Raw genomic sequence first — 17,967 nt, 5'->3', positions numbered from 1 at the left:
ATTCCCTTCGTAATGAGAGCGCGTCGGCCCGCTACTCCCCCGCGCCCCGCAGCAGGTGGACCGCGTCGCCCGCGGTGACCACCGAGCCGGTGACGAGCACCCCGGAGCCGCCGAACTCGCCGTCGTCCTCGGCCCGGCCCACTGCCAGGTCGATCGCGTCGTCGAGTCGGGGCGCCAGGTGGACGCGGTCCTCGCCGAAGATGCCCACCGCGATGGCGGCCAGGGACTCCGGGTCGAGGGAGCGGGGTGAGGAGTTGCGGGTGACGACGATCTCGTCGAGCAACGGTTCCAGGGGATCCAGGATCCCTTCGACGTCCTTGTCGGCCATGATCGCGACCACGCCCACCAGGCGGGAGAAGCCGAAGGACTCCTCCACGGCCGCGGCCGTCGCGATCATTCCGGCCGGGTTGTGGGCGGCGTCCGCGATGACGGTGGGGCTGGTGCGCACCACCTCCAGACGCCCGGGGGAATCGACCCCGGCGAGGGCCTCGGCGACGATGCCGGGGTCCAGGCCGGCCGCGTCCTCGCCCGCGGCGGCGAACGCCTCGACCGCGGCCACGGCCACGGCGGCGTTCGACGCCTGGTGGGCGCCGAACATCGGCAGGAAGAGGTTCTCGTAGCTCGCGGTGAGCCCCTTGACGGCGATCTGCTGACCGCCCACCGCGACCTCGCGGCCCAGCACCCCGAACTCCATGCCCTCGCGGGTCACCCGGGCGCCGACCTCGGACGCGTTGCGCAGCAGGACCTCGGCCGCGGCCACCGGCTGCTGGGCGATCACCGCGACGGAGTCGGGCTTGATGATGCCCGCCTTCTCCTCGGCGATGCCCTCGACGGTGTCGGGCAGGTAGTCGGTGTGGTCGATACCGATGGGTGTGATCACCGCGACGTCGCCGTCCACCACGTTGGTGGCGTCCCAGCGGCCTCCCATGCCCACCTCGACGACGGCCACGTCGACCGGGGTGTCGGCGAAGACCGCGTAGGCCATCACCGTCAGGATCTCGAAGAACGACAGGGGAGCGTCGTTCATCTCGTCGGCCATCTCGATGTAGGGGCGGATGTCGTCGAAGGTCTCGACGAACCGCTCCTGGGAGACGGGCTCCCCGTCGACGACGATGCGTTCCCGGACGGTGCGCAGGTGCGGGCTGGTGTAGCGGCCCGTGCGCAGCCCCCGGGCGCGCATGAGCGCGTCGATCATGCGGGCGGTGGAGGTCTTGCCGTTGGTACCCGTGACGTGGATGACCCGGAAGTTCCGCTGTGGATCGCCCAAGAGGTCCAGCAGGGTGCGGACGCGGTCCAAGCGGGGGTCGATGTCGGTCTCGGGCGCCCGGGCGAGGATCTGCGCCGTCACTTCGGCGTAGCGCGCGTCGGCGCGGTCCTCACTCACGGCTGCTGAGAGGTCGGAGTCGGGGTGTACACACCGCGTCAGTGTACGCGGCCCGGCCGGGGCGTGACCTCCGGGTACGGGGTCCGGACCCCGATATGGCCGGGAGCATACTGGGGGCATGCCCGACCTTGACCCTTTCTTCTCCGAGTGGGCCGGCCGCGCCGCCGGCTCGACCCGCAGCCTGGAGCGCGCCCGGGAGCTGATGCGCGCGCTGGACCTGGACGGCGCCCGGCCCCCGGTGCTGGGGGTGGTCGGCTCCAAGGGCAAGGGCACCACGGCCACCACGGCGGCGGCCGCCCTGTCCTCGGCGGGGCTGCGGACCGTGCTGGCCACCGGGCCCAGCTTCCGCTCCTACCGGGAGCGGGTGCGGGTGGACGGGGCCTCGGTCTCCGACGGGGTGCTGGACTCCCTGGGCGCGCGGATCGACCGGGCACGGCGCGGCCTGCCCGGCCCCGCGGAGTCCGGCGGGTACCTGGCGCCGAGCGGGGTGTTCCTCGTCGCGGCCCTGCTGCACGCCCGCGACGTCGGCGCCGACGTGTGCGTGCTGGAGGCCGGGATGGGCGGCCACCGCGACGAGCTGCGGCTGATCGGCCCCGAGGTGGTCGCCCTCGGCGCGGTCTTCGCCGAACACGTGGGGATCCTTGGGGACACCGTGACCGAGATCGCCCGGGAGAAGGCGCGCGTGGCCGGCGGGCGCACCCGGCGCCTGGTCCGGCTGCCGCAGACCCCGGAGGTGGCCGCGGCCGTGGACGCCGCCCTGGAGGAGGCGACCGGGGGCCGGGTACGGGCCGAGGTCGCCGATCCGGAGGCGCCCGGGACGGAACCGCCCGCGGACCTGCGCCCGCCGGGGCTGTCGGCGGCCTCGGGCGTGCTGGGCACGGCCGCCGCCGCCCGGATGCTGGAGCACCTGGGCCGGGGCCCGCTGGACCCGGCCCGGCTGCACGCGGTGCTGCGCACCCTGCGGCTGCCCGCCCGGCTGTCGCGGCACCCGGTTCCGGGCACGCCCGGGGCGGAGGCCATCGTGGACTCGGCGATCGACCGGGTGGGGGTGGCCGCGGCGCTGGCCCACGCGCGCGCCGCCTGGGGCGGGGTGGACCACGTGCTGCTGTGCCTGCCCGACCACAAGGACGTCTCCGGCGCCGTGGCGGTGCTGGGCGACCTGCCGGTCACCATGGTGCGCCTGCCCGAGGCGCACCTGCGGTTCGAGTACGCCCCGCCCGCGCACTGGGGCCGGGTGGACGCCGCCGACCTCTCCCCCGCACGGGTGGCCGCCCTGGGCGACCGGGTACTGGCGCTGGGCACGGTCTACTTCACCGGCCGGATGACCGAGGTCCTGGACGTGCCGACCGACCGCCTCTTCGGCTGACCGGTCCGGGAGAGGGGGCGGGGGCGGCGCCCCGGGCGCCGCCCCCGCCTTCACGGAGTGGACCGGTCACGGCCTAGCGGCCGGGCCGGTAGCTCTCCTGGTTCTGCGGGTTGAGCTCGTCGAACGTGATGCGCTCGGCCGCCCGCAGGCGCGGATCGGTCACCTTCAGGACGTCGAGGCCCCGGGTGATGTCGTTGGAGTAGATGTAGCCGTTGTAGTAGTACGTCGACCAGGTGTCGTTGTCCAGGACACCCTCCTCGACCCGGGAGTCCACGTCGAAGAAGGCGATCTCCTTCGGCTTCCTCGGGTTGTTGAAGTCCATGATGGACACGCCGCCCTGGTACCAGGACTGGACGAAGAAGTCCTGGCCCGGGACCGGGATGAGCGAGCCGTTGTGCGCGACGCAGACCTGGTCGCCCTGGTGCCGGTCGATCTTGTAGTAGCTGGCGAAGTCCATCTCCGGCGCCGCGTCGGTGCCGTTGATGGAGTAGATGGCGTTGGCGCCGCGCTGGCCGCCGATCTCCTCGGTGCAGGTCGGGGCCCCGCCGCCGCCCAGCTCGTCGGTGAACACCACGTTCCGGGCGTCGTTGGTGAACGTCGCCGAGTGCCAGAACGCGAAGTTCGGGTCCTGGACGACCTCGGTGACCACCGGGTTCACGGGGTCGGAGATGTCCATCAGGATGCCGTCGCCCATGCAGGCGCCCGCGGCGATGTCCTTCTCGGCGTAGACGGTGATGTCGTGGCAGCCCTGGGTGGGCAGCAGCAGGCCGTCCTGGTCGTGGTTGCCGCCGTCGGGGAACAGGACCGGCTCGTTGACGATCGCGGCCGAGGCCGGGTCGTCGTGCGGCACCTCGATGATCGAGATCTTGTCGTGCGGCGGCCGGCAGTTGGGGAAGTTGGACGAGGGCGAGTAGGACGACACGTAGATGAGGTCGCTCTCGCCGTCCTTGCTCGGGACCAGGGTGTTGGTGTGCGAGCCGCAGTCGGTGCGCACCGCCGCCACGTACTCCGGGTTCTCCTTGTCGGAGATGTCGAAGATCCGGATGCCCTCGAACCCGTTCGGGTCGCTGGTCGGCACGGCCGGGGCACCGCACTCGTCACTCGCGCGGGCGTAGTCGACGGAGAAGTACAGCAGGTCGCCGCTGACCGACACGTCGCCCTGCCCGCCCGGGCACAGCACCTCGGTCAGGACCCTGGTGTTCTCGGGGTCGGAGATGTCGTAGATGACGAAGCCGTCGTAGTTGCCGCCGATGGCGTAGTCGCCGGTGAACGCCAGGTCGGAGTTGACGTTGCGGACGGTGGAGGGCTTGGGCACGTAGGCCACGTGCTCGATGTTGGCACTGTGGATCGAGTCGGCCGGGGGCGTGTCCGCGTACGCGGTCGCCGGGCCGAGCAGGCCCACGAGCAGAGAGGCCGCGGCCGTCGCCGCCAGGGCGACGGAACGGCTCAGGCCTCTCCTGTTGCGGGGTGCAGGCATCGGGACTCCTGTGCACTAGGGGGTGTTCGAGGGGTACGTGAAGGGGCCGCGGCGTGCACGGCCGCGGCCCCTCTCACGTCACCCGCCCCTGCCCCGGAGGGCCGGGGGCGTCTTCGGGGGCGGTCAGCGGCCGTTGCCCCTTCCCGGGCGGTACTCCGGCTGCGACTGCGGGTTGAACTCGCTCATGTGGACCTGCTCGGCCACACGGAAGCGCGGGTCCTCCAGCTTGATGACGTCCAGGCCCCGGGTGATGTCCGAGGAGTAGACGTAGCCGTTGTAGTAGTAGGCCGACCAGGAGCCGCCGAGCACGAGGCGGCTGTCATCGATCGGGCCCCGGTCGAAGTAGCCGATCTCCTGCGGGTCGGACGGGTCGTTGAAGTCGATGACGGAGACGCCGCCCTGGTACCAGGACTGGACGAAGAAGTCGCGGCCCGGGACCGGGATGAGCGAGCCGTTGTGCGCCACGCAGTTCTCGGTGCTGCCCTGCATGCGCGGGATCTTGAAGTACCCCTCGAAGGACAGCTCGGGCTCGCCCTTCTTGAAGCCGTCGATGGTGTAGATGGCGTTGGCGCCGCGCTCGGAGCCGATGCTCTCCAGGCAGGTCGCGCCGCCACCGCCGCCGAGCTCGTCGGTGAACATCACGGTGGCGCCGTCGTTGGTGAACGTCGCCGAGTGCCAGAACGCGAAGTTGGTGTCCTGGACGACGTCGGTGACGACCGGGGCGGCCGGGTCGGAGATGTCCATCAGGATGCCGTCGCCCATGCAGGCGCCCGCGGCGATGTCGTGCTTCGGGTAGACGGTGATGTCGTGGCAGCCGCTGGTGTTGCGGTAGCCGCCCTCGGGGAAGAGGACGGGCGCGTCGATGACCTGCGCGGAGGCCGGGTCGTCGATGGGGACCTCGATGATCGAGATCTTGTCGTGCGGCGGCTGGCAGTTGGGGAAGTTCGCCGACGGGGAGTACGAGGAGACGTAGATGTACTCGTGCTCGCCGTCCTTGCCCGGGACGAGGGTGTTGGTGTGCGAGCCGCAGTCGGTGCGCACCGCCGCCACGTACTCCGGGTTCTCCTTGTCGGAGATGTCGAAGATCCGGATGCCCTCGAACCCGTTCGGGTCGCTGGTCGGCACCGAGGGGGCGCCGCACTCGTCGCTGGCGCGGGCGTAGTCGACGGAGAAGTACAGCAGGTCGCCGCTGACCGACACGTCGCCCTGGCCGCCCGGGCACAGGACCTCGGAGACGACCGTCGGGCTCTCCGGGGTGGAGATGTCGTAGATGACGAACCCGTTGTAGTTGCCGCCGATGGCGTAGTCGCCGGTGAACGCCAGGTCGGAGTTGAAGTCGCTCATCACCTCGGTCTTGGGGACGTTGGCGATGTGCGTGACGTTGGCGCTGGTGTCCGCGTCACTGGTGAAGGCCGGGTCGGCGGAGGCGGCGGAGGGGGCGAGGAGGGACGCGACGAGGGCGGTGGCACCGGTGAGGGCGACCGCTCCCCTCTTCAGCGTGGATCTCCACGAACGCGGCGGAGGGGTTGGCATGGGGGAGGACGCCATGGGGGCTCCTGTTCGGGTCTGGCGCTGAACAGGAAGAAAGTACACACTTCAACATCTATCTGTATAGGGGGGAACAAAAGAAACACACCAGTTAACACACTGTCCACACGACCCCATCCGGCTACGCACGGTGCCTAGGTTCCCTCGGGGGTCGGTGGTGCGCCGCGCGGGTCGGCGGTTCCCAGCGCCCTCCTATGCGCTTCCATGTTCTCCCAGGTGGCGACCGTTGTTACGGATGTTGTCCATGTCCGGAAAAGGACGTTTGCGACTGGGGGTTGAACTCCTCCATGACCACGCCCTGTGCCTGCTCCAGGCGCGGGTCGGTGAGCCGGAGGACGTCGAGCCCGTTCCGGATGTCGGACGAGTAGACGTGCCCGTTGTAGTAGTACGCCGACCAGGAACCCGCGGTGCGCAGGGCCCCGGGATCCCAGGGCCCCCGGTCGAAGTGGCCGATCTCCTCCGGACTCTCGGGGTCGGTCAGGTCGATGACGGAGACCCCGCCCTGGTACCACGACTGGACGAAGTAGTCCCGCCCCGCGACAGGGATCAGCGAGCCATTGTGCGCCACACAGTTCTCGGTTTCGGTCTGATGGCGCGGCAGTTTGTAGTAGCTCCTGAAATCGAGTTCCCATTGGTCCCCGGAACCGCTGAGTGAATAGACCGCGTTCGCCCCGCGTTCGGATCCGGTCTCCTCGGTGCAGACGGCGGCGCTCCCCCCGCCCAGCTCGTCGGTGAACAGGACGTACCGGGCGTCGTCGGTGAACGTCGCCGAATGCCAGAAGGCGAAATTCGGGTCCCGCACCCGGTCGAGCACCCGCGGCTCCACCGGGTCGGAGATGTCGAGCAGCAGCCCGTCGCCCAGGCAGGCGGCGGCCGCGATGCCGCGCTCGGGGTAGGCCGTGATGTCGTGGCAGCCGGTGGTGGACTCGGCCCCGCCGTCGGGGAACAGCACCGGCTCGTTGACGATCGCGGCCGAGGCCGGGTCGTCGTGCGGCACCTCGATGATCGAGATCTTGTCGTGCGGCGGCCGGCAGTCGGGGAAGTCCGGCGAGGGCGAGTAGGACGACACGTAGACGAGGTCGCTCTCGCCGTCCTCGCCCGGAACGAGGGTGTTGGTGTGCGAGCCGCAGTCGGTGCGCACCGCCGCCACGTACCGCGGGTTCTCCTTGTCGGAGATGTCGAAGATCCGGATGCCCTCGAACGCGCCGGCCTCGGTGGCCGGTGCCGCCGCAGCGCCGCACTCGTCGCCGGCGCGGGGGTAGTCGACGGAGAAGTACAGCAGGTCGCCGCTGACCGACACGTCGCCCTGGCCGCCCGGGCACAGGACCGTGGACACCACCCGGGGCCGGGTCGGGTCGGAGATGTCGTAGACGACGAAGCCGTCGTAGTTGCCGCCGATGGCGTGGTCGCCGGTGAACGCCAGGTCGGAGTTGAAGGCGCCCTCCCGGTCCAGCGGCGCGGGCCGGGGCAGGCCGCCCACCCGGACCACGCCCTCGGCGGAGACGTCCTGCTCCGCGACCGCCGCCCCGGGGACCGCGGTCGCGGCGGCCAGCAGGACCGCGGCCGCGCTGGCGCCGCCCCAGCGCAGGAGCGCGCGGGCCGGCCCCTCCCCTCGCCCCGTCTCCCCGCCCACGGCCCACCTCCGACACAAAGAGCAACAAATCGCCTACTTTGTGTTTTACTCTCCCGATGGCCAACGGACCAGCAGAAACGCCGCCATGGGTACACAGGCACCAGGTCTGACATACGGGACGGCCGGGACACGCGGAGCGAACAAAACGATGGAGACACGCCCCCAAGGGTGGACAAAACACCCGGGCAGTGAGTAGAAAGCCCAGCAGAGCGTTCTCCTCCGACCGGCCCGCCGCGCCGGAGGCGGCGCACAGCCCCCGGGCCCGCCCCACACCCCCGTTCTTGGAGGACACCCCGTGCGTCGCCTGGTACTCGCGGCAGGAACCGCCCTCGTACTCCTGGGAACCTCGGCCTGCACCGGGGAGGACGAGCAGCCGCAGGAGTCGGCGAACGTCATCGCCCCCGGCGCTCCCGGCGAGTCGTCCTCCCCGGCCACGGCCGACCAGATCGCCGCCCTGGCCGAGGAGCAGGGCCACAACGAGGCCGACGTCGTCTACCTGGTGAAGATGATCGAGCACCACGCCCAGGCCCTGGAGATGACCGACCTGGCCCCCGAGCGCCACCGGCGCGAGGGCATCGGCGGCATCGCCGAGCGGATCAGCGCCGCCCAGGGCCCGGAGATCACCGCCATGGAGAGCTGGCTGGAGACGAATGTCTTCGGCCCGGCCCGGGAGAACCCCGCCCACCAGAACTTCTGCGGGCTGGAGGGGGACGGCGACCACCACGGCGAGGGCGAGGTCCCCGCCTGCGACCTCCAGGTGGACCACGAGGACATGCCGGGCATGGTCTCCGAGGAGGACATGGGCCGGCTGGAGGCCGCCGACGGCGACGAGTTCGACCGGCTGTTCGTGGAGCTGATGACGGCCCACCACCGCGGCGCGGTGACCATGGCCGAGGAGGTCCTGGAGAACGGCAAGGACCAGACGGTGATGAGGATGGCCAACGACCTCATCGCCGAGCAGAACACCGAGATCGAGCGCATGGAGGCCGTCCTCGAGAACGAGGACTAGGGCGCGTTCGGCGGATCGTTCCGGGTCGCGGCCGCGAGGCTTCCTCCCGCCGCGCCGTCTGTGCTCGGACGGCCTCCCCGGGCCGGTCTCGCCGGGCGCCTTGCGGGAAACCGCCCGGTGCCCGCTCCCGGCACCCGGTGCAGGCGCCGAGCCACGCGAAAGCACCCATCGATCACGCCCCGGGACCGGCCCCGGAACGGAAAGAGAGGACGGCGCCCTCCGTCGGGAGGGCGCCGTCCTCTCATGTGCGGCGGCGGAAGGCTCAGGCGGACTTCTCGCGGTGCTCGGGCTCGATCTGCGCCCGCGGCACGATCGTCGGATTCACGTTGTCGATCACCGTCTCCCGCGAAATGATCACCCGACCCACATCCTCACGAGACGGCACCTCGTACATCACCGACAACAACACCTCCTCGATGATCGCCCGCAACCCACGCGCACCCGTCCCCCGAATGATCCCCTGCTCCGCGATCGCCTCCAACGCGTCCGGCGTGAACTCCAACCCCACACCGTCCAACTCGAACAACCGCTGATACTGCTTCACCAACGCATTACGCGGCTCCGTCAGAATCCGGATCAACGCCCCCGATCCAGATCATGCACACTCGTGATCACCGGCAACCGCCCGATGAACTCCGGAATCATCCCGAACTTCAACAGGTCCTCCGGCATCACCTCACCGAAACCGCCCCCCGCCAACTCCTCCTTCGACCGCAACACCGCGTTGAACCCCATCCCCTGCCGCCCCGTACGCGACTCGATGATCTTGTCCAACCCCGCAAACGCCCCACCACAGATGAACAGCACATTCGTCGTATCGATCTGAATGAACTCCTGATGAGGATGCTTCCGCCCACCCTGCGGAGGCACACTCGCCGTCGTCCCCTCCAAGATCTTCAACAACGCCTGCTGCACACCCTCCCCCGACACATCCCGCGTGATCGACGGATTCTCACTCTTACGAGCGACCTTGTCCACCTCGTCGATGTAGATGATCCCCGTCTCGGCCTTCTTCACGTCGTAATCGGCCGCCTGGATCAACTTCAACAGGATGTTCTCCACATCCTCACCGACATACCCCGCCTCCGTCAGCGCCGTCGCATCGGCGATCGCGAACGGCACGTTCAAAATCCGCGCCAGCGTCTGCGCCAACAACGTCTTGCCCGACCCCGTCGGACCCAACAGCAGGATGTTCGACTTCGCGATCTCCACATCCTCACCACCCGGACGCTCCCCCTCCGAGCGCACCCGCTTGTAGTGGTTGTAGACCGCCACCGACAACGCCTTCTTCGCCTGCTCCTGCCCGATCACATACGAATCCAGGAACTCGTAGATCTCCCGCGGCTTGGGCAACGCATCCCAGGAGAGCTCGGTGGAGTCGGCGAGCTCCTCCTCGATGATCTCGTTGCAGAGGTCGATGCACTCATCGCAGATGTAGACGCCGGGGCCGGCGATGAGCTTCTTCACCTGCTTCTGGCTCTTGCCGCAGAACGAGCACTTCAGCAGGTCCCCGCCGTCGCCGATGCGTGCCACCCAGCCACTCCTCGAAACTAAGGCCGCCGATGCCGCGTACCGCGGCGGTGCGGGGTCCGATACCCCGCACCCGTCCGTTCACGGACGGGCGATCCGTGTGTCGCTCTTTCGCCAGACTAAGCGAAAAACCGGACCGGCTTCACCACCGGGCCCTTCCGGGCGGGTTGGCGGCCGGTCCGGTCGACGCCTTCTCGACCTGTGCCCGCAGGGTCTACTTGTTCAGGGAGGCCTTGCGGTAAGGGAGCACGAAGTCGATGATGCCGTAATCCTTGGCCTCCTCGGCCGTGAGGATCTTGTCGCGCTCGATGTCCTTGGACACCTGCTCGGGCGTGCGGCCCGTGTGCCGCGCCAGGGTGGTCTCCAGCTGGGTGCGGATCCGGGTGATCTCGTTGGCCTGGATCTCGATGTCGCTGGCCTGGCCGTGCATGCCCTCGGTGGCGGGCTGGTGGATCAGGATGCGGGCGTTGGGCAGCGCGCCCCGCTTGCCCTTGGTCCCGCCGGCCAGCAGGATCGCCGCGGCGGAGGCGGCCTGGCCGATGCACACCGTCTGGATGTCCGGGCGGACGAACTGCATGGTGTCGTAGATCGCCATGAGCGAGGTGAACGACCCGCCGGGCGAGTTGATGTACATCTGGATGTCGCGCTCGGAATCGAGCTGCTCCAGCGTGATGAGCTGCGCCATCAGGTCGTTGGCCGACGTGTCGTCGATCTGCACGCCGACGAAGATGATCCGCTCCTCGAAGAGCTTGTTGTACGGATTCATCTCCTTGACGCCGTAGGACGTCCGCTCCACGTAGGACGGCAGGACGTAGCGGCCCTGGGGAGACATCGGGGCCGTGCCGCCGATAAAGGGATTGAACTCGGTCATTTCACGCCTTCCACGCTTCCACGCACTACGCCGATCCCGGCACCGCCGGGTCGGGCGGGGTCACCGTGCCGGTCCCGGGTGCTCCGGGACCCGACGGTTCCGATCACCGACCGATCGCTAGCCGCGATCCTGGGCCACGTCGAGCGTGCCCTCCAGGACCTCGTCGATGAAGCCGTAGTCCTTGGCCTCCTGCGCGGTGAACCAGCGGTCGCGGTCGGCGTCCTTCTCGATCTGCTCGACCGTCTGACCGGTGTGCTCGGAGATCTTCTCGATGAACATCTTCTTCACGTACAGCAGCTGGTCCGCGAGGATGCGGATGTCGGAGGCGGTGCCCCCGATGCCGCCGGACGGCTGGTGCATCATGACCCGGGTGTGCGGCAGCGCGTAGCGCTTGCCGGGGGCACCGGCGCACAGGAGCATCTGGCCCATCGAGGCGGCCATGCCGATGCCCACGGTGCGGACGTCGTTGGGGATGTACTGCATCACGTCGTAGATCGCCATGCCCGCGGTCACGGAACCGCCGGGCGAGTTGATGTACAGGGTGATGTCCCGCTGGCGGTCCTCCGCGGACAGCAGCAGGAGCTCGCCCACCAGGCGGTTGGCGATCTCGTCGTCGACCTGCTGGCCGAGGAAAACGATTCGCTGGCGCAACAGGCGCTGAGGCGTCTGCTCAAGAAAAGGGGAAAACTGCGGCTCCGACGTACGAGCGTCGAATCGCGAGGACTCATCAAAGATCGGCGGCACTCTCGTCACCTGCTCCGGAATCGAAACGGTTGCGATACAGCGACACTAACGCCGACCGACACCGGGGTTGCACGGATACCGTGCCTGTTCGCTTTGAGCGCAGGGTGACGCAAGCCCGGCAGGCCCTGTTCTCCCGAAGGCGAACAAGAACGCGGTCGGGAGCGGGAATAACGGGCGCTCCGGTGCCGCACCGCACCGCCCGCACCCCCTCGAAGCCATGTCGGCGCGGCCCGGGGAAAGCGGCGGGCCCCGCCCGACCCGGGAGGGTCGTGCGGGGCCCGCGAGCGCTCGGCGCGGCGGCCGGGGCTACTTGGCCTCGTCGGCCTTGGCCTCGGTGCCCTCGTCCTCGTCGGCCTTGGCCTCCTCGGTCGCCTCGGCCACGGGGGCCTCCTCGGCGTCCTCCAGGACCTCCAGGCCCTCGGCCGCGGCGGCGGCCTCGGCGGCGGCCTTGGCCGACTTCTCCTCGGCGGTCTCCTGCTCGATGACGTTGCCGTCCTCGTCGGTGACCTTCGCGGAGGACAGCACCAGGTCCATGGCCTTGCCGCGGACGACCTCGGTGAAGGCGACGCGGATCTGGTTGGACTGCACCAGGTGCTGGGCCAGCTGGTCCGGGCTGACGCCCATGCGCTGGGCCTGCTCGAACACGTACTGGCTGAGCTCGCCCTGGTCGGCGCTCAGGTCCTCCTGGATGGCCAGCTGGTCGAGGATGAACCCGGCCTTGACCGCGGAGCGGGCGCCGGTGGTCAGCTCCTCCTCGAACTCCTCCTCGGTCTTCTCCTGCGACTCGAGGTAGGCCTCCTTGGTGAGGCCGCTCTGCGCGAGCTGCTGCTCCAGGCTCTCGCGGCGGCGCTGGATCTCCTCATCGACGACCGCGTCGGGCAGCGGCAGCTCGATCGACTCGATCAGCTTCTCCAGGGCCTTGTCACGGGCGGAGGACAGCTGCTGGAGGCGGCGCACCTCGGTCATGCGCTTGCGCACGTCCCCGCGCAGCTCGTCGATGGTGTCGAACTCGCTGGCCAGCTGGGCGAACTCGTCGTCCAGCTCGGGCAGCTCCTTCACCTTGACGCTGTGCACGGTGACGGTGACGTCCGCCTCCTTGCCCTCGTGCTCGCCGCCCACCAGGGTCGTGGTGAAGGTGGCCTCGGCACCGGCCTCCATGCCGCGCAGGGTCTCGTCGAGGCCCTCCAGCATGGTGTTGGTGCCGACCTCGTAGGAGTAGCCGCTCACGGCGACGTCCTCGAGCTTCTCACCGTCGATGGCGGCGGACAGGTCGATGGAGACGTGGTCCCCGTCCTCGACCGGGCGCTCGGCGCCGACCAGGGTCGAGAAGCGCTCGCGCAGGAAGCCGAGCTGCTCGTCGATCTGCTCCTCGGTGACCTCGGCGCTGTCGACGGTCACCTCGATCCCCTTGTAGTCGGCGACCTCGAACTTGGGGCGGACGTCGACCTCGGCCGTGAAGGCGAGCTCGTCGTTGTCCTCCAGCTTGGTGACCTCCACGTCGGGCTGGCCGAGCGCGAAGATCTCCTCCTTCTGGATGGCCTCGTTGTAGAGCTCGGGAACGGCGTGGTTGACCGCTTCGCTGATCACAGCGCCGCGACCGACGTAACGGTCGATCAGTCGCGCCGGCGCCTTGCCCGGGCGGAAGCCCTTGATCCGAACCTGCTTCGCGAGCGACTTGTAGGTCACGTCGAAAGCGTGATCGAGCTCCTCGAAGGGCACCTCGATGGTCAGCTTGACCCGGGTCGGGCTCAGCTCCTCGACAACGGTCTTCACGGGGCGGTACTCCTAGGTTTGCCGGCTGGTGTCCGCGTCGGCCCGCAGGCGCACCACACAACGGCGAATGCACGCGTGCACCCCCGCCCGATCTGACGATCTCCGGCGACGGGGTGCCCTGCGACGGGCTGGGACTTACAGTTTCCTGCTGATCGCACCAAGTCTAGGGCAGATGCGCAGGGGGCCACCGCGCACGGCCGGAGCCGCCGCCGTGGCCGGTTTCGTCGGGGTGGCGGGATTCGAACCCGCGGCCTCATGCTCCCAAAGCATGCGCGCTAACCAAGCTGCGCCACACCCCGTGCGCCTGCTCCCCGAACACCGTGTTCGGCTCCGGGTTCCCGGCACGGACCGAACACGCCGCCCGCACGGACCCGGGAAAGGGGTGTGCGACCAACGCTGCGGAGACTGTAGTCTTGTCCCCGTCGGCTCAACGAGTCTAGAGGAAACTCGAAGGCTCCGGCGCCACGCGGGCGTAGTTCAATGGTAGAACCCCAGCCTTCCAAGCTGGTCATGCGAGTTCGATTCTCGTCGCCCGCTCTTCACACTGCGGGGGCCGGTGCGCGAGCACCGGCCCCCGCCGTCGTGCGCGGCCCCCGCGGACCGGCCCGGGTGAGCTCCCCCACAGGGCCGAACACCGTTCGGGCCCGGAGGCGGAATACCCGGCCCGACCGGGTACGTTGACCTTGCGGGCGGGGTCGCCGACGAGACCGGACACGGGCACCCCTGTGAGGATCGGGTGACTGGATGGCGGACACGGGCACGGGTACTGCGCTGAGCACACGCTGGTTCGAGCGGCCGGAGGGGCCGGAGCGCCCCGCCGTCGTCACCGGGGTCTTCGACGTCCTGCACGTCGGCCACATCCGCTTCCTCCAAGCCATCGCCGACCGCGGCCTCCCCCTGGTCGTCGGCATCGAGTGCGACGAGCGCGTCCGCGCCTGGAAGGGGCCCGGACGCCCGGTCAACCCGGCCGAGGAGCGCGCCGAGACCATCGCCGCCCTGGGCTGTGTGGCCGGCTCCTTCATCATCGACGGGCCCCCCGGGGTGGCCGACTGGTCGGCCTACGCCGAGGTCCTGCGGCCGCTGGCCCCGGCGGCCCTGGCCTTCACCGCCGGGGACCGCTACACCCGCGCCAAGATCCTGGGCGCCGAGGCGCTGGACGCCCTCGCCTGGGAGCTGCCCTTCACTCCAGGCCGCTCCACCACAGCGGCGCTGGGCAGGCTGGCCCGAGCCCTCTGAGCACCCCGGACGCCTCGGGAAGCGGTGGGCGCGGGCGGTTGTTGACCCACGCGTAACGCGAATCGAGGCCCGTATGACCATGATGTCCGGTCGGCCCTCCTACAGGGCCCTGGTCAACGACGGAAGCGCCCGGGGGCAGGCACTGCCCCCCGGCATCACCCGTCGCATCATCTCCTACGCCCGCCCCCACTGGCGGGCGATACTTCTGTTCCTGCTCGTGACGTCGGTCGGCGCCGCCATCGTGGTGGCCAACCCGCTGCTGCTCAAGGCGATCATCGACCGGGGCATCGTCGCGGGGAACAGCTCCCTGGTGATCGGCCTGGCCGCCGCCGCGGGCGGCCTGGCCCTGCTGGAGGGCGCGCTCGCGCTCACCGGCCGGTGGCTGTCCGCCCGCATCGGCGAGGGCGTCATCTACCTGCTGCGCACGCAGGTCTTCACCCACGTGCAGAAGATGCCGCTGGCGTTCTTCACCCGCACCCAGACCGGCTCGCTGATCAGCCGGCTGAACACCGACGTGGTCGGCGCCCAGCGGGCGATCACCTCGGTCCTGCAGTCGGTGGTGTCCAACCTGGTGAGCGCCACCGCCGTGATCATCACCATGCTGGCGCTGTCCTGGCAGGTGACCCTGCTGGCGCTGGCGCTGGTACCGCTGTTCCTCGTCCCCGCCAAGCTGATCGGCCGCAGGCTGGCGCACATCTCGCGGGACGCCATGGACACCAACGCCGACATGAGCTCCCTGATGACGGAGCGGTTCAACGTCGGCGGCGCCATGCTGGTCAAGCTGTACGGCCGCCCGCGGGACGAGGCCGACGGGTTCGCCCGCCGGGCCGGCCGGGTGCGCGACCTGGGCGTGCGCCAGGCCGTGTTCGGCGGCCTGCTGTTCACGATGCTGGGCACCGTCACCGCGCTGGCCACCGCGATGGTCTACGGCGTCGGCGGCCTGCTGGCCGTGGACGGCGCGTTCGAGGTCGGCACCCTGGTGGCGCTGACCACGCTGATGGTGCGCCTGTACGGGCCGGTGACGAGCCTGTCCAACGTGCACGTGGAGATCATGACCGCGCTGGTGTCGTTCGACCGGGTCTTCGAGATCCTGGACCTGGACCCCGCGATCAAGGAGTCCCCGGACGCCCGGCCGATCCCGCGGGGCCCGGTGGGGGTGGAGTTCGACAACGTGTCGTTCCGCTACCCGGGAGCCGAGGAGACCTCGGTGGCGTCGCTGGAGCTGAACCCGCAGGGGCGCGGCTCCGACGACACCCAGGTGCTGAGCGGGGTGTCGCTGCGGGCCGAGCCCGGGACGATGGTGGCCCTGGTGGGCCCCTCCGGCGCGGGCAAGACGACGCTGACGCACCTGGTGTCGCGGCTGTACGACCCGACCGAGGGAGCGGTGCGCGTCGGCGGGCTGGACCTGCGCGAGGCCACCTCCGACTCGCTGCGCGAGGCCGTGGGCGTGGTCACCCAGGACGCCCAGCTGTTCCACGACACGGTGGGCGCGAACCTGCGCTACGCCAAGCCCGACGCCACCGACGAGGAGATGGAGGCGGCGCTGCGGATGGCGCGGCTGGGCCCGCTGCTGGAGCAGTTGCCCGACGGGCTGGACACGATGGTGGGCGACCGCGGCTACCGGCTGTCGGGAGGCGAGAAGCAGCGCCTGGCGATCGCCCGGCTGCTGCTGCGCTCGCCGTCGGTGGTGGTCCTGGACGAGGCCACCGCGCACCTGGACTCGGAGTCGGAGGCGGCGGTGCAGGAGGCGCTGGCCGAGGCCCTGTCCGGGCGCACCTCCCTGGTGATCGCGCACCGACTGGCGACGGTGCGCGAGGCCGACCAGATCCTGGTCCTGGAGGACGGGCGGATCCTGGAGCGGGGCACCCACGAGGAGCTGCTGGGCCGGGGCGGCCTGTACACGGCGCTGTACCGGACCCAGTTCGCGCCGCAGGACCACTGACGGGACACGGGGGCGGGCGCCGCGCTACTTCTTCTTGCGGCGCTCGTCCTTCTTCCGGCCCCTCTTCTTGCCGTCCTTCTCACCCTTGCCCTTCTTCCCGGGCCGGCGGGAGGCCTTCTCGGCCTTGCGCTCCTTCGCCTTCCGGCGCTCCTTCTCGATGGCCTTGGCCTTCTTGGGCCGCTTGCGCTTCTTGGGCTTCTTGGCGTCCTTGGAGGTGACGTGGTCGGCCAGGGCGTCGGGGAGCGGGGCCAGGCCCGGGCCGCCCTCGAAGATCCAGTCGTCGAGGGCGTCGAGGAGCCCGTCCTCGGTCATCTCCCCGAGCCACACGGGCCGGCCCCCGGCGGCGTGGCCCTTCTGGGAGGGCTGCACGACCACCACGTTGGCCTGGAAGCAGATGCCCAGGCACTTGCTGGTGCGGACCGGGACGGTGCGGCCGGCGTGGTCGTCGATGGCGGACAGGCGGGCGAGCTGGGCCTTGTGGTCGACGCCCGGGACCTTCTTCTTCGTCCCGCAGCAGCAGCCGCGGCAGACCGTGAGCCGGCAGGGCCGCCCGTCGATCTCGCCCACACCGTCCTCCTCACCCGAACCTTAGGTTCGCCTTACCTCATCAGCCTCAGGGTAACCCGCCTCCGGACCGCTCTGACCAGCGGGGACGTCGAACGGCCGCCAGGTCTCGGGAAGCCCCGCGGTGTCGGACCCCCCGTCCCAGCCCGCCTCCCACAGGAACGGCAGTCCCGCCGCCACCAGCGGCCACCGGTGGTCCATGAGCTGCATCCGCAGCTGCGGCTCGGTGCACGCCCCCGAGTTGCCGCAGCGGGCGATCAGGGCGCCCGCCGCCACCCGGTCCCCCCGGCGGACCCCGACGGAGCCCTTCCGCAGGTGGCCCAGCAGCACGTACGCGCCGCCGACGTCGATGACCACGTGGTTGCCCAGCAGGCCCGCCGGGCCGCGCAGCTCGCGCAGGGTGTTCTCCAGGACCGAGCCCAGCAGCCACGGCCAGGAGTTGCGGCTGCGGTGGTCGCGGCTCCGGTCGTGCACGGCGACGACGAGCCCGTCGGCGGGCGCGTACACGGGCCTCCCGAACGCGGGGAAGTCCTCCGGGGGGCGGCTCAGCGGCCGCCACCCGATGTCGGGCCGGGTCCCGTCCTCGGCGACCAGCCCCAGGGCGTGGGTCTGCCCGTAGGCGTGGGTCCCCTGGCTGGGGACCGCGTCCACCGGGCTCGTCAGCGCCATCCACCGCCCCCGCACCGGGGGCCGCAGCACCCGCGGGGCGCAGCGGACGGTGCCCAGGCGCAGGTACACGGCCAGCGCGACGGCGAACAGGGACCAGCCCGCCCACCACGACAGGCCGGCGTACCCGGCGAGCAGAGCGGCGCCCGCGGCCCACATGAGGGGGACGCGGACTCGGGCCAGGACGACCTGGGAACGGGTCGGGGCGGGATCGGGCATCTCCA

General features: G+C 70.3%; 13 protein-coding genes, 2 tRNA genes and 1 pseudogene. 5 read left to right on the top strand and 11 right to left on the bottom strand.

Annotated elements, in window-relative coordinates; all coding sequences use genetic code 11:
- Positions 1–31: 31 nt before the first annotated feature.
- The gene (locus tag K1J57_RS17430; RefSeq protein WP_220559624.1) at positions 32–1,384 is read right to left on the bottom strand and encodes a folylpolyglutamate synthase/dihydrofolate synthase family protein; all 1,353 of its coding nucleotides are present in this window, start codon (positions 1,382–1,384) and stop codon (positions 32–34) included.
- A 118-nt stretch (positions 1,385–1,502) separates the two neighbouring features.
- Here K1J57_RS17430 and K1J57_RS17425 point away from each other — a divergent pair, with 118 nt between their 5' ends.
- The gene (locus K1J57_RS17425) at positions 1,503–2,750 is read left to right on the top strand and encodes a hypothetical protein (RefSeq protein WP_220559623.1); all 1,248 of its coding nucleotides are present in this window, start codon (positions 1,503–1,505) and stop codon (positions 2,748–2,750) included.
- Between the two features lie 73 nt (positions 2,751–2,823).
- Here the strand turns inward: K1J57_RS17425 and K1J57_RS17420 are convergent, their stop codons facing one another.
- From K1J57_RS17420 to K1J57_RS17410, 3 genes are all read right to left on the bottom strand, one after another.
- Positions 2,824–4,227: an LVIVD repeat-containing protein gene (locus K1J57_RS17420; RefSeq protein ID WP_220559622.1), complete on the bottom strand. Its 1,404-nt coding sequence runs from the start codon at positions 4,225–4,227 to the stop codon at positions 2,824–2,826.
- A 123-nt stretch (positions 4,228–4,350) separates the two neighbouring features.
- Positions 4,351–5,775: an LVIVD repeat-containing protein gene (locus tag K1J57_RS17415; protein WP_220559620.1), complete on the bottom strand. Its 1,425-nt coding sequence runs from the start codon at positions 5,773–5,775 to the stop codon at positions 4,351–4,353.
- Between the two features lie 229 nt (positions 5,776–6,004).
- A complete protein-coding gene (locus K1J57_RS17410) occupies positions 6,005–7,264 on the bottom strand; it encodes an LVIVD repeat-containing protein (protein ID WP_370634681.1) in 1,260 nt (419 codons plus the stop codon).
- A 439-nt stretch (positions 7,265–7,703) separates the two neighbouring features.
- Here K1J57_RS17410 and K1J57_RS17405 point away from each other — a divergent pair, with 439 nt between their 5' ends.
- Positions 7,704–8,417: a DUF305 domain-containing protein gene (locus tag K1J57_RS17405; protein WP_220559619.1), complete on the top strand. Its 714-nt coding sequence runs from the start codon at positions 7,704–7,706 to the stop codon at positions 8,415–8,417.
- Positions 8,418–8,679: 262 nt separating this feature from the next.
- Here the strand turns inward: K1J57_RS17405 and clpX are convergent.
- From clpX to K1J57_RS17380, 5 genes and pseudogenes are all read right to left on the bottom strand, one after another.
- Positions 8,680–9,950: pseudogene (clpX, locus tag K1J57_RS17400) on the bottom strand (ATP-dependent Clp protease ATP-binding subunit ClpX).
- 211 nt (positions 9,951–10,161) lie between these two features.
- Positions 10,162–10,818 carry an ATP-dependent Clp protease proteolytic subunit gene (locus K1J57_RS17395; protein WP_220559618.1) on the bottom strand — a complete coding sequence of 219 codons (657 nt, stop codon included), beginning with the start codon at positions 10,816–10,818 and terminating at the stop codon, positions 10,162–10,164.
- A 117-nt stretch (positions 10,819–10,935) separates the two neighbouring features.
- Positions 10,936–11,469, bottom strand: a complete 534-nt coding sequence (locus K1J57_RS17390; protein WP_255646392.1) for a ClpP family protease — start codon at positions 11,467–11,469, stop codon at positions 10,936–10,938.
- Between the two features lie 399 nt (positions 11,470–11,868).
- On the bottom strand, positions 11,869–13,335 hold the full coding sequence (gene tig / locus K1J57_RS17385) for a trigger factor (RefSeq protein WP_220559616.1): 1,467 nt from the start codon (positions 13,333–13,335) through the stop codon (positions 11,869–11,871).
- Positions 13,336–13,559: 224 nt separating this feature from the next.
- Positions 13,560–13,634: transfer RNA gene (locus tag K1J57_RS17380), tRNA-Pro, on the bottom strand.
- A 167-nt stretch (positions 13,635–13,801) separates the two neighbouring features.
- Here K1J57_RS17380 and K1J57_RS17375 point away from each other — a divergent pair.
- The 3 genes from K1J57_RS17375 to K1J57_RS17365 all read left to right on the top strand — a co-directional run bounded on the left by K1J57_RS17375 (position 13,802) and on the right by K1J57_RS17365 (position 16,513).
- Positions 13,802–13,872 (top strand) — tRNA-Gly (locus K1J57_RS17375).
- A gap of 207 nt (positions 13,873–14,079) precedes the next feature.
- Positions 14,080–14,571, top strand: coding sequence for an adenylyltransferase/cytidyltransferase family protein (locus tag K1J57_RS17370; RefSeq protein WP_220559615.1), 492 nt, complete (start codon positions 14,080–14,082; stop codon positions 14,569–14,571).
- A gap of 79 nt (positions 14,572–14,650) precedes the next feature.
- The gene (locus tag K1J57_RS17365) at positions 14,651–16,513 is read left to right on the top strand and encodes an ABC transporter ATP-binding protein (RefSeq protein WP_220565606.1); all 1,863 of its coding nucleotides are present in this window, start codon (positions 14,651–14,653) and stop codon (positions 16,511–16,513) included.
- Between the two features lie 24 nt (positions 16,514–16,537).
- On the opposite strand, the gene K1J57_RS17360 is transcribed toward K1J57_RS17365, so the two are convergent.
- Complete coding sequence (locus K1J57_RS17360; protein WP_220559614.1) at positions 16,538–17,080, bottom strand: (2Fe-2S) ferredoxin domain-containing protein; 543 nt, start codon at positions 17,078–17,080, stop codon at positions 16,538–16,540.
- 21 nt (positions 17,081–17,101) lie between these two features.
- Positions 17,102–17,962: a M23 family metallopeptidase gene (locus K1J57_RS17355; RefSeq protein WP_220559613.1), complete on the bottom strand. Its 861-nt coding sequence runs from the start codon at positions 17,960–17,962 to the stop codon at positions 17,102–17,104.
- Positions 17,963–17,967: the final 5 nt, after the last annotated feature.

The sequence above is a fragment of the Nocardiopsis sp. MT53 genome, assembly GCF_019598965.1.
In the GTDB taxonomy this organism is placed as follows: Bacteria; Actinomycetota; Actinomycetes; order Streptosporangiales; family Streptosporangiaceae; genus Nocardiopsis; species Nocardiopsis changdeensis.
This window is presented reverse-complemented; position numbering and strand designations above follow the sequence as displayed.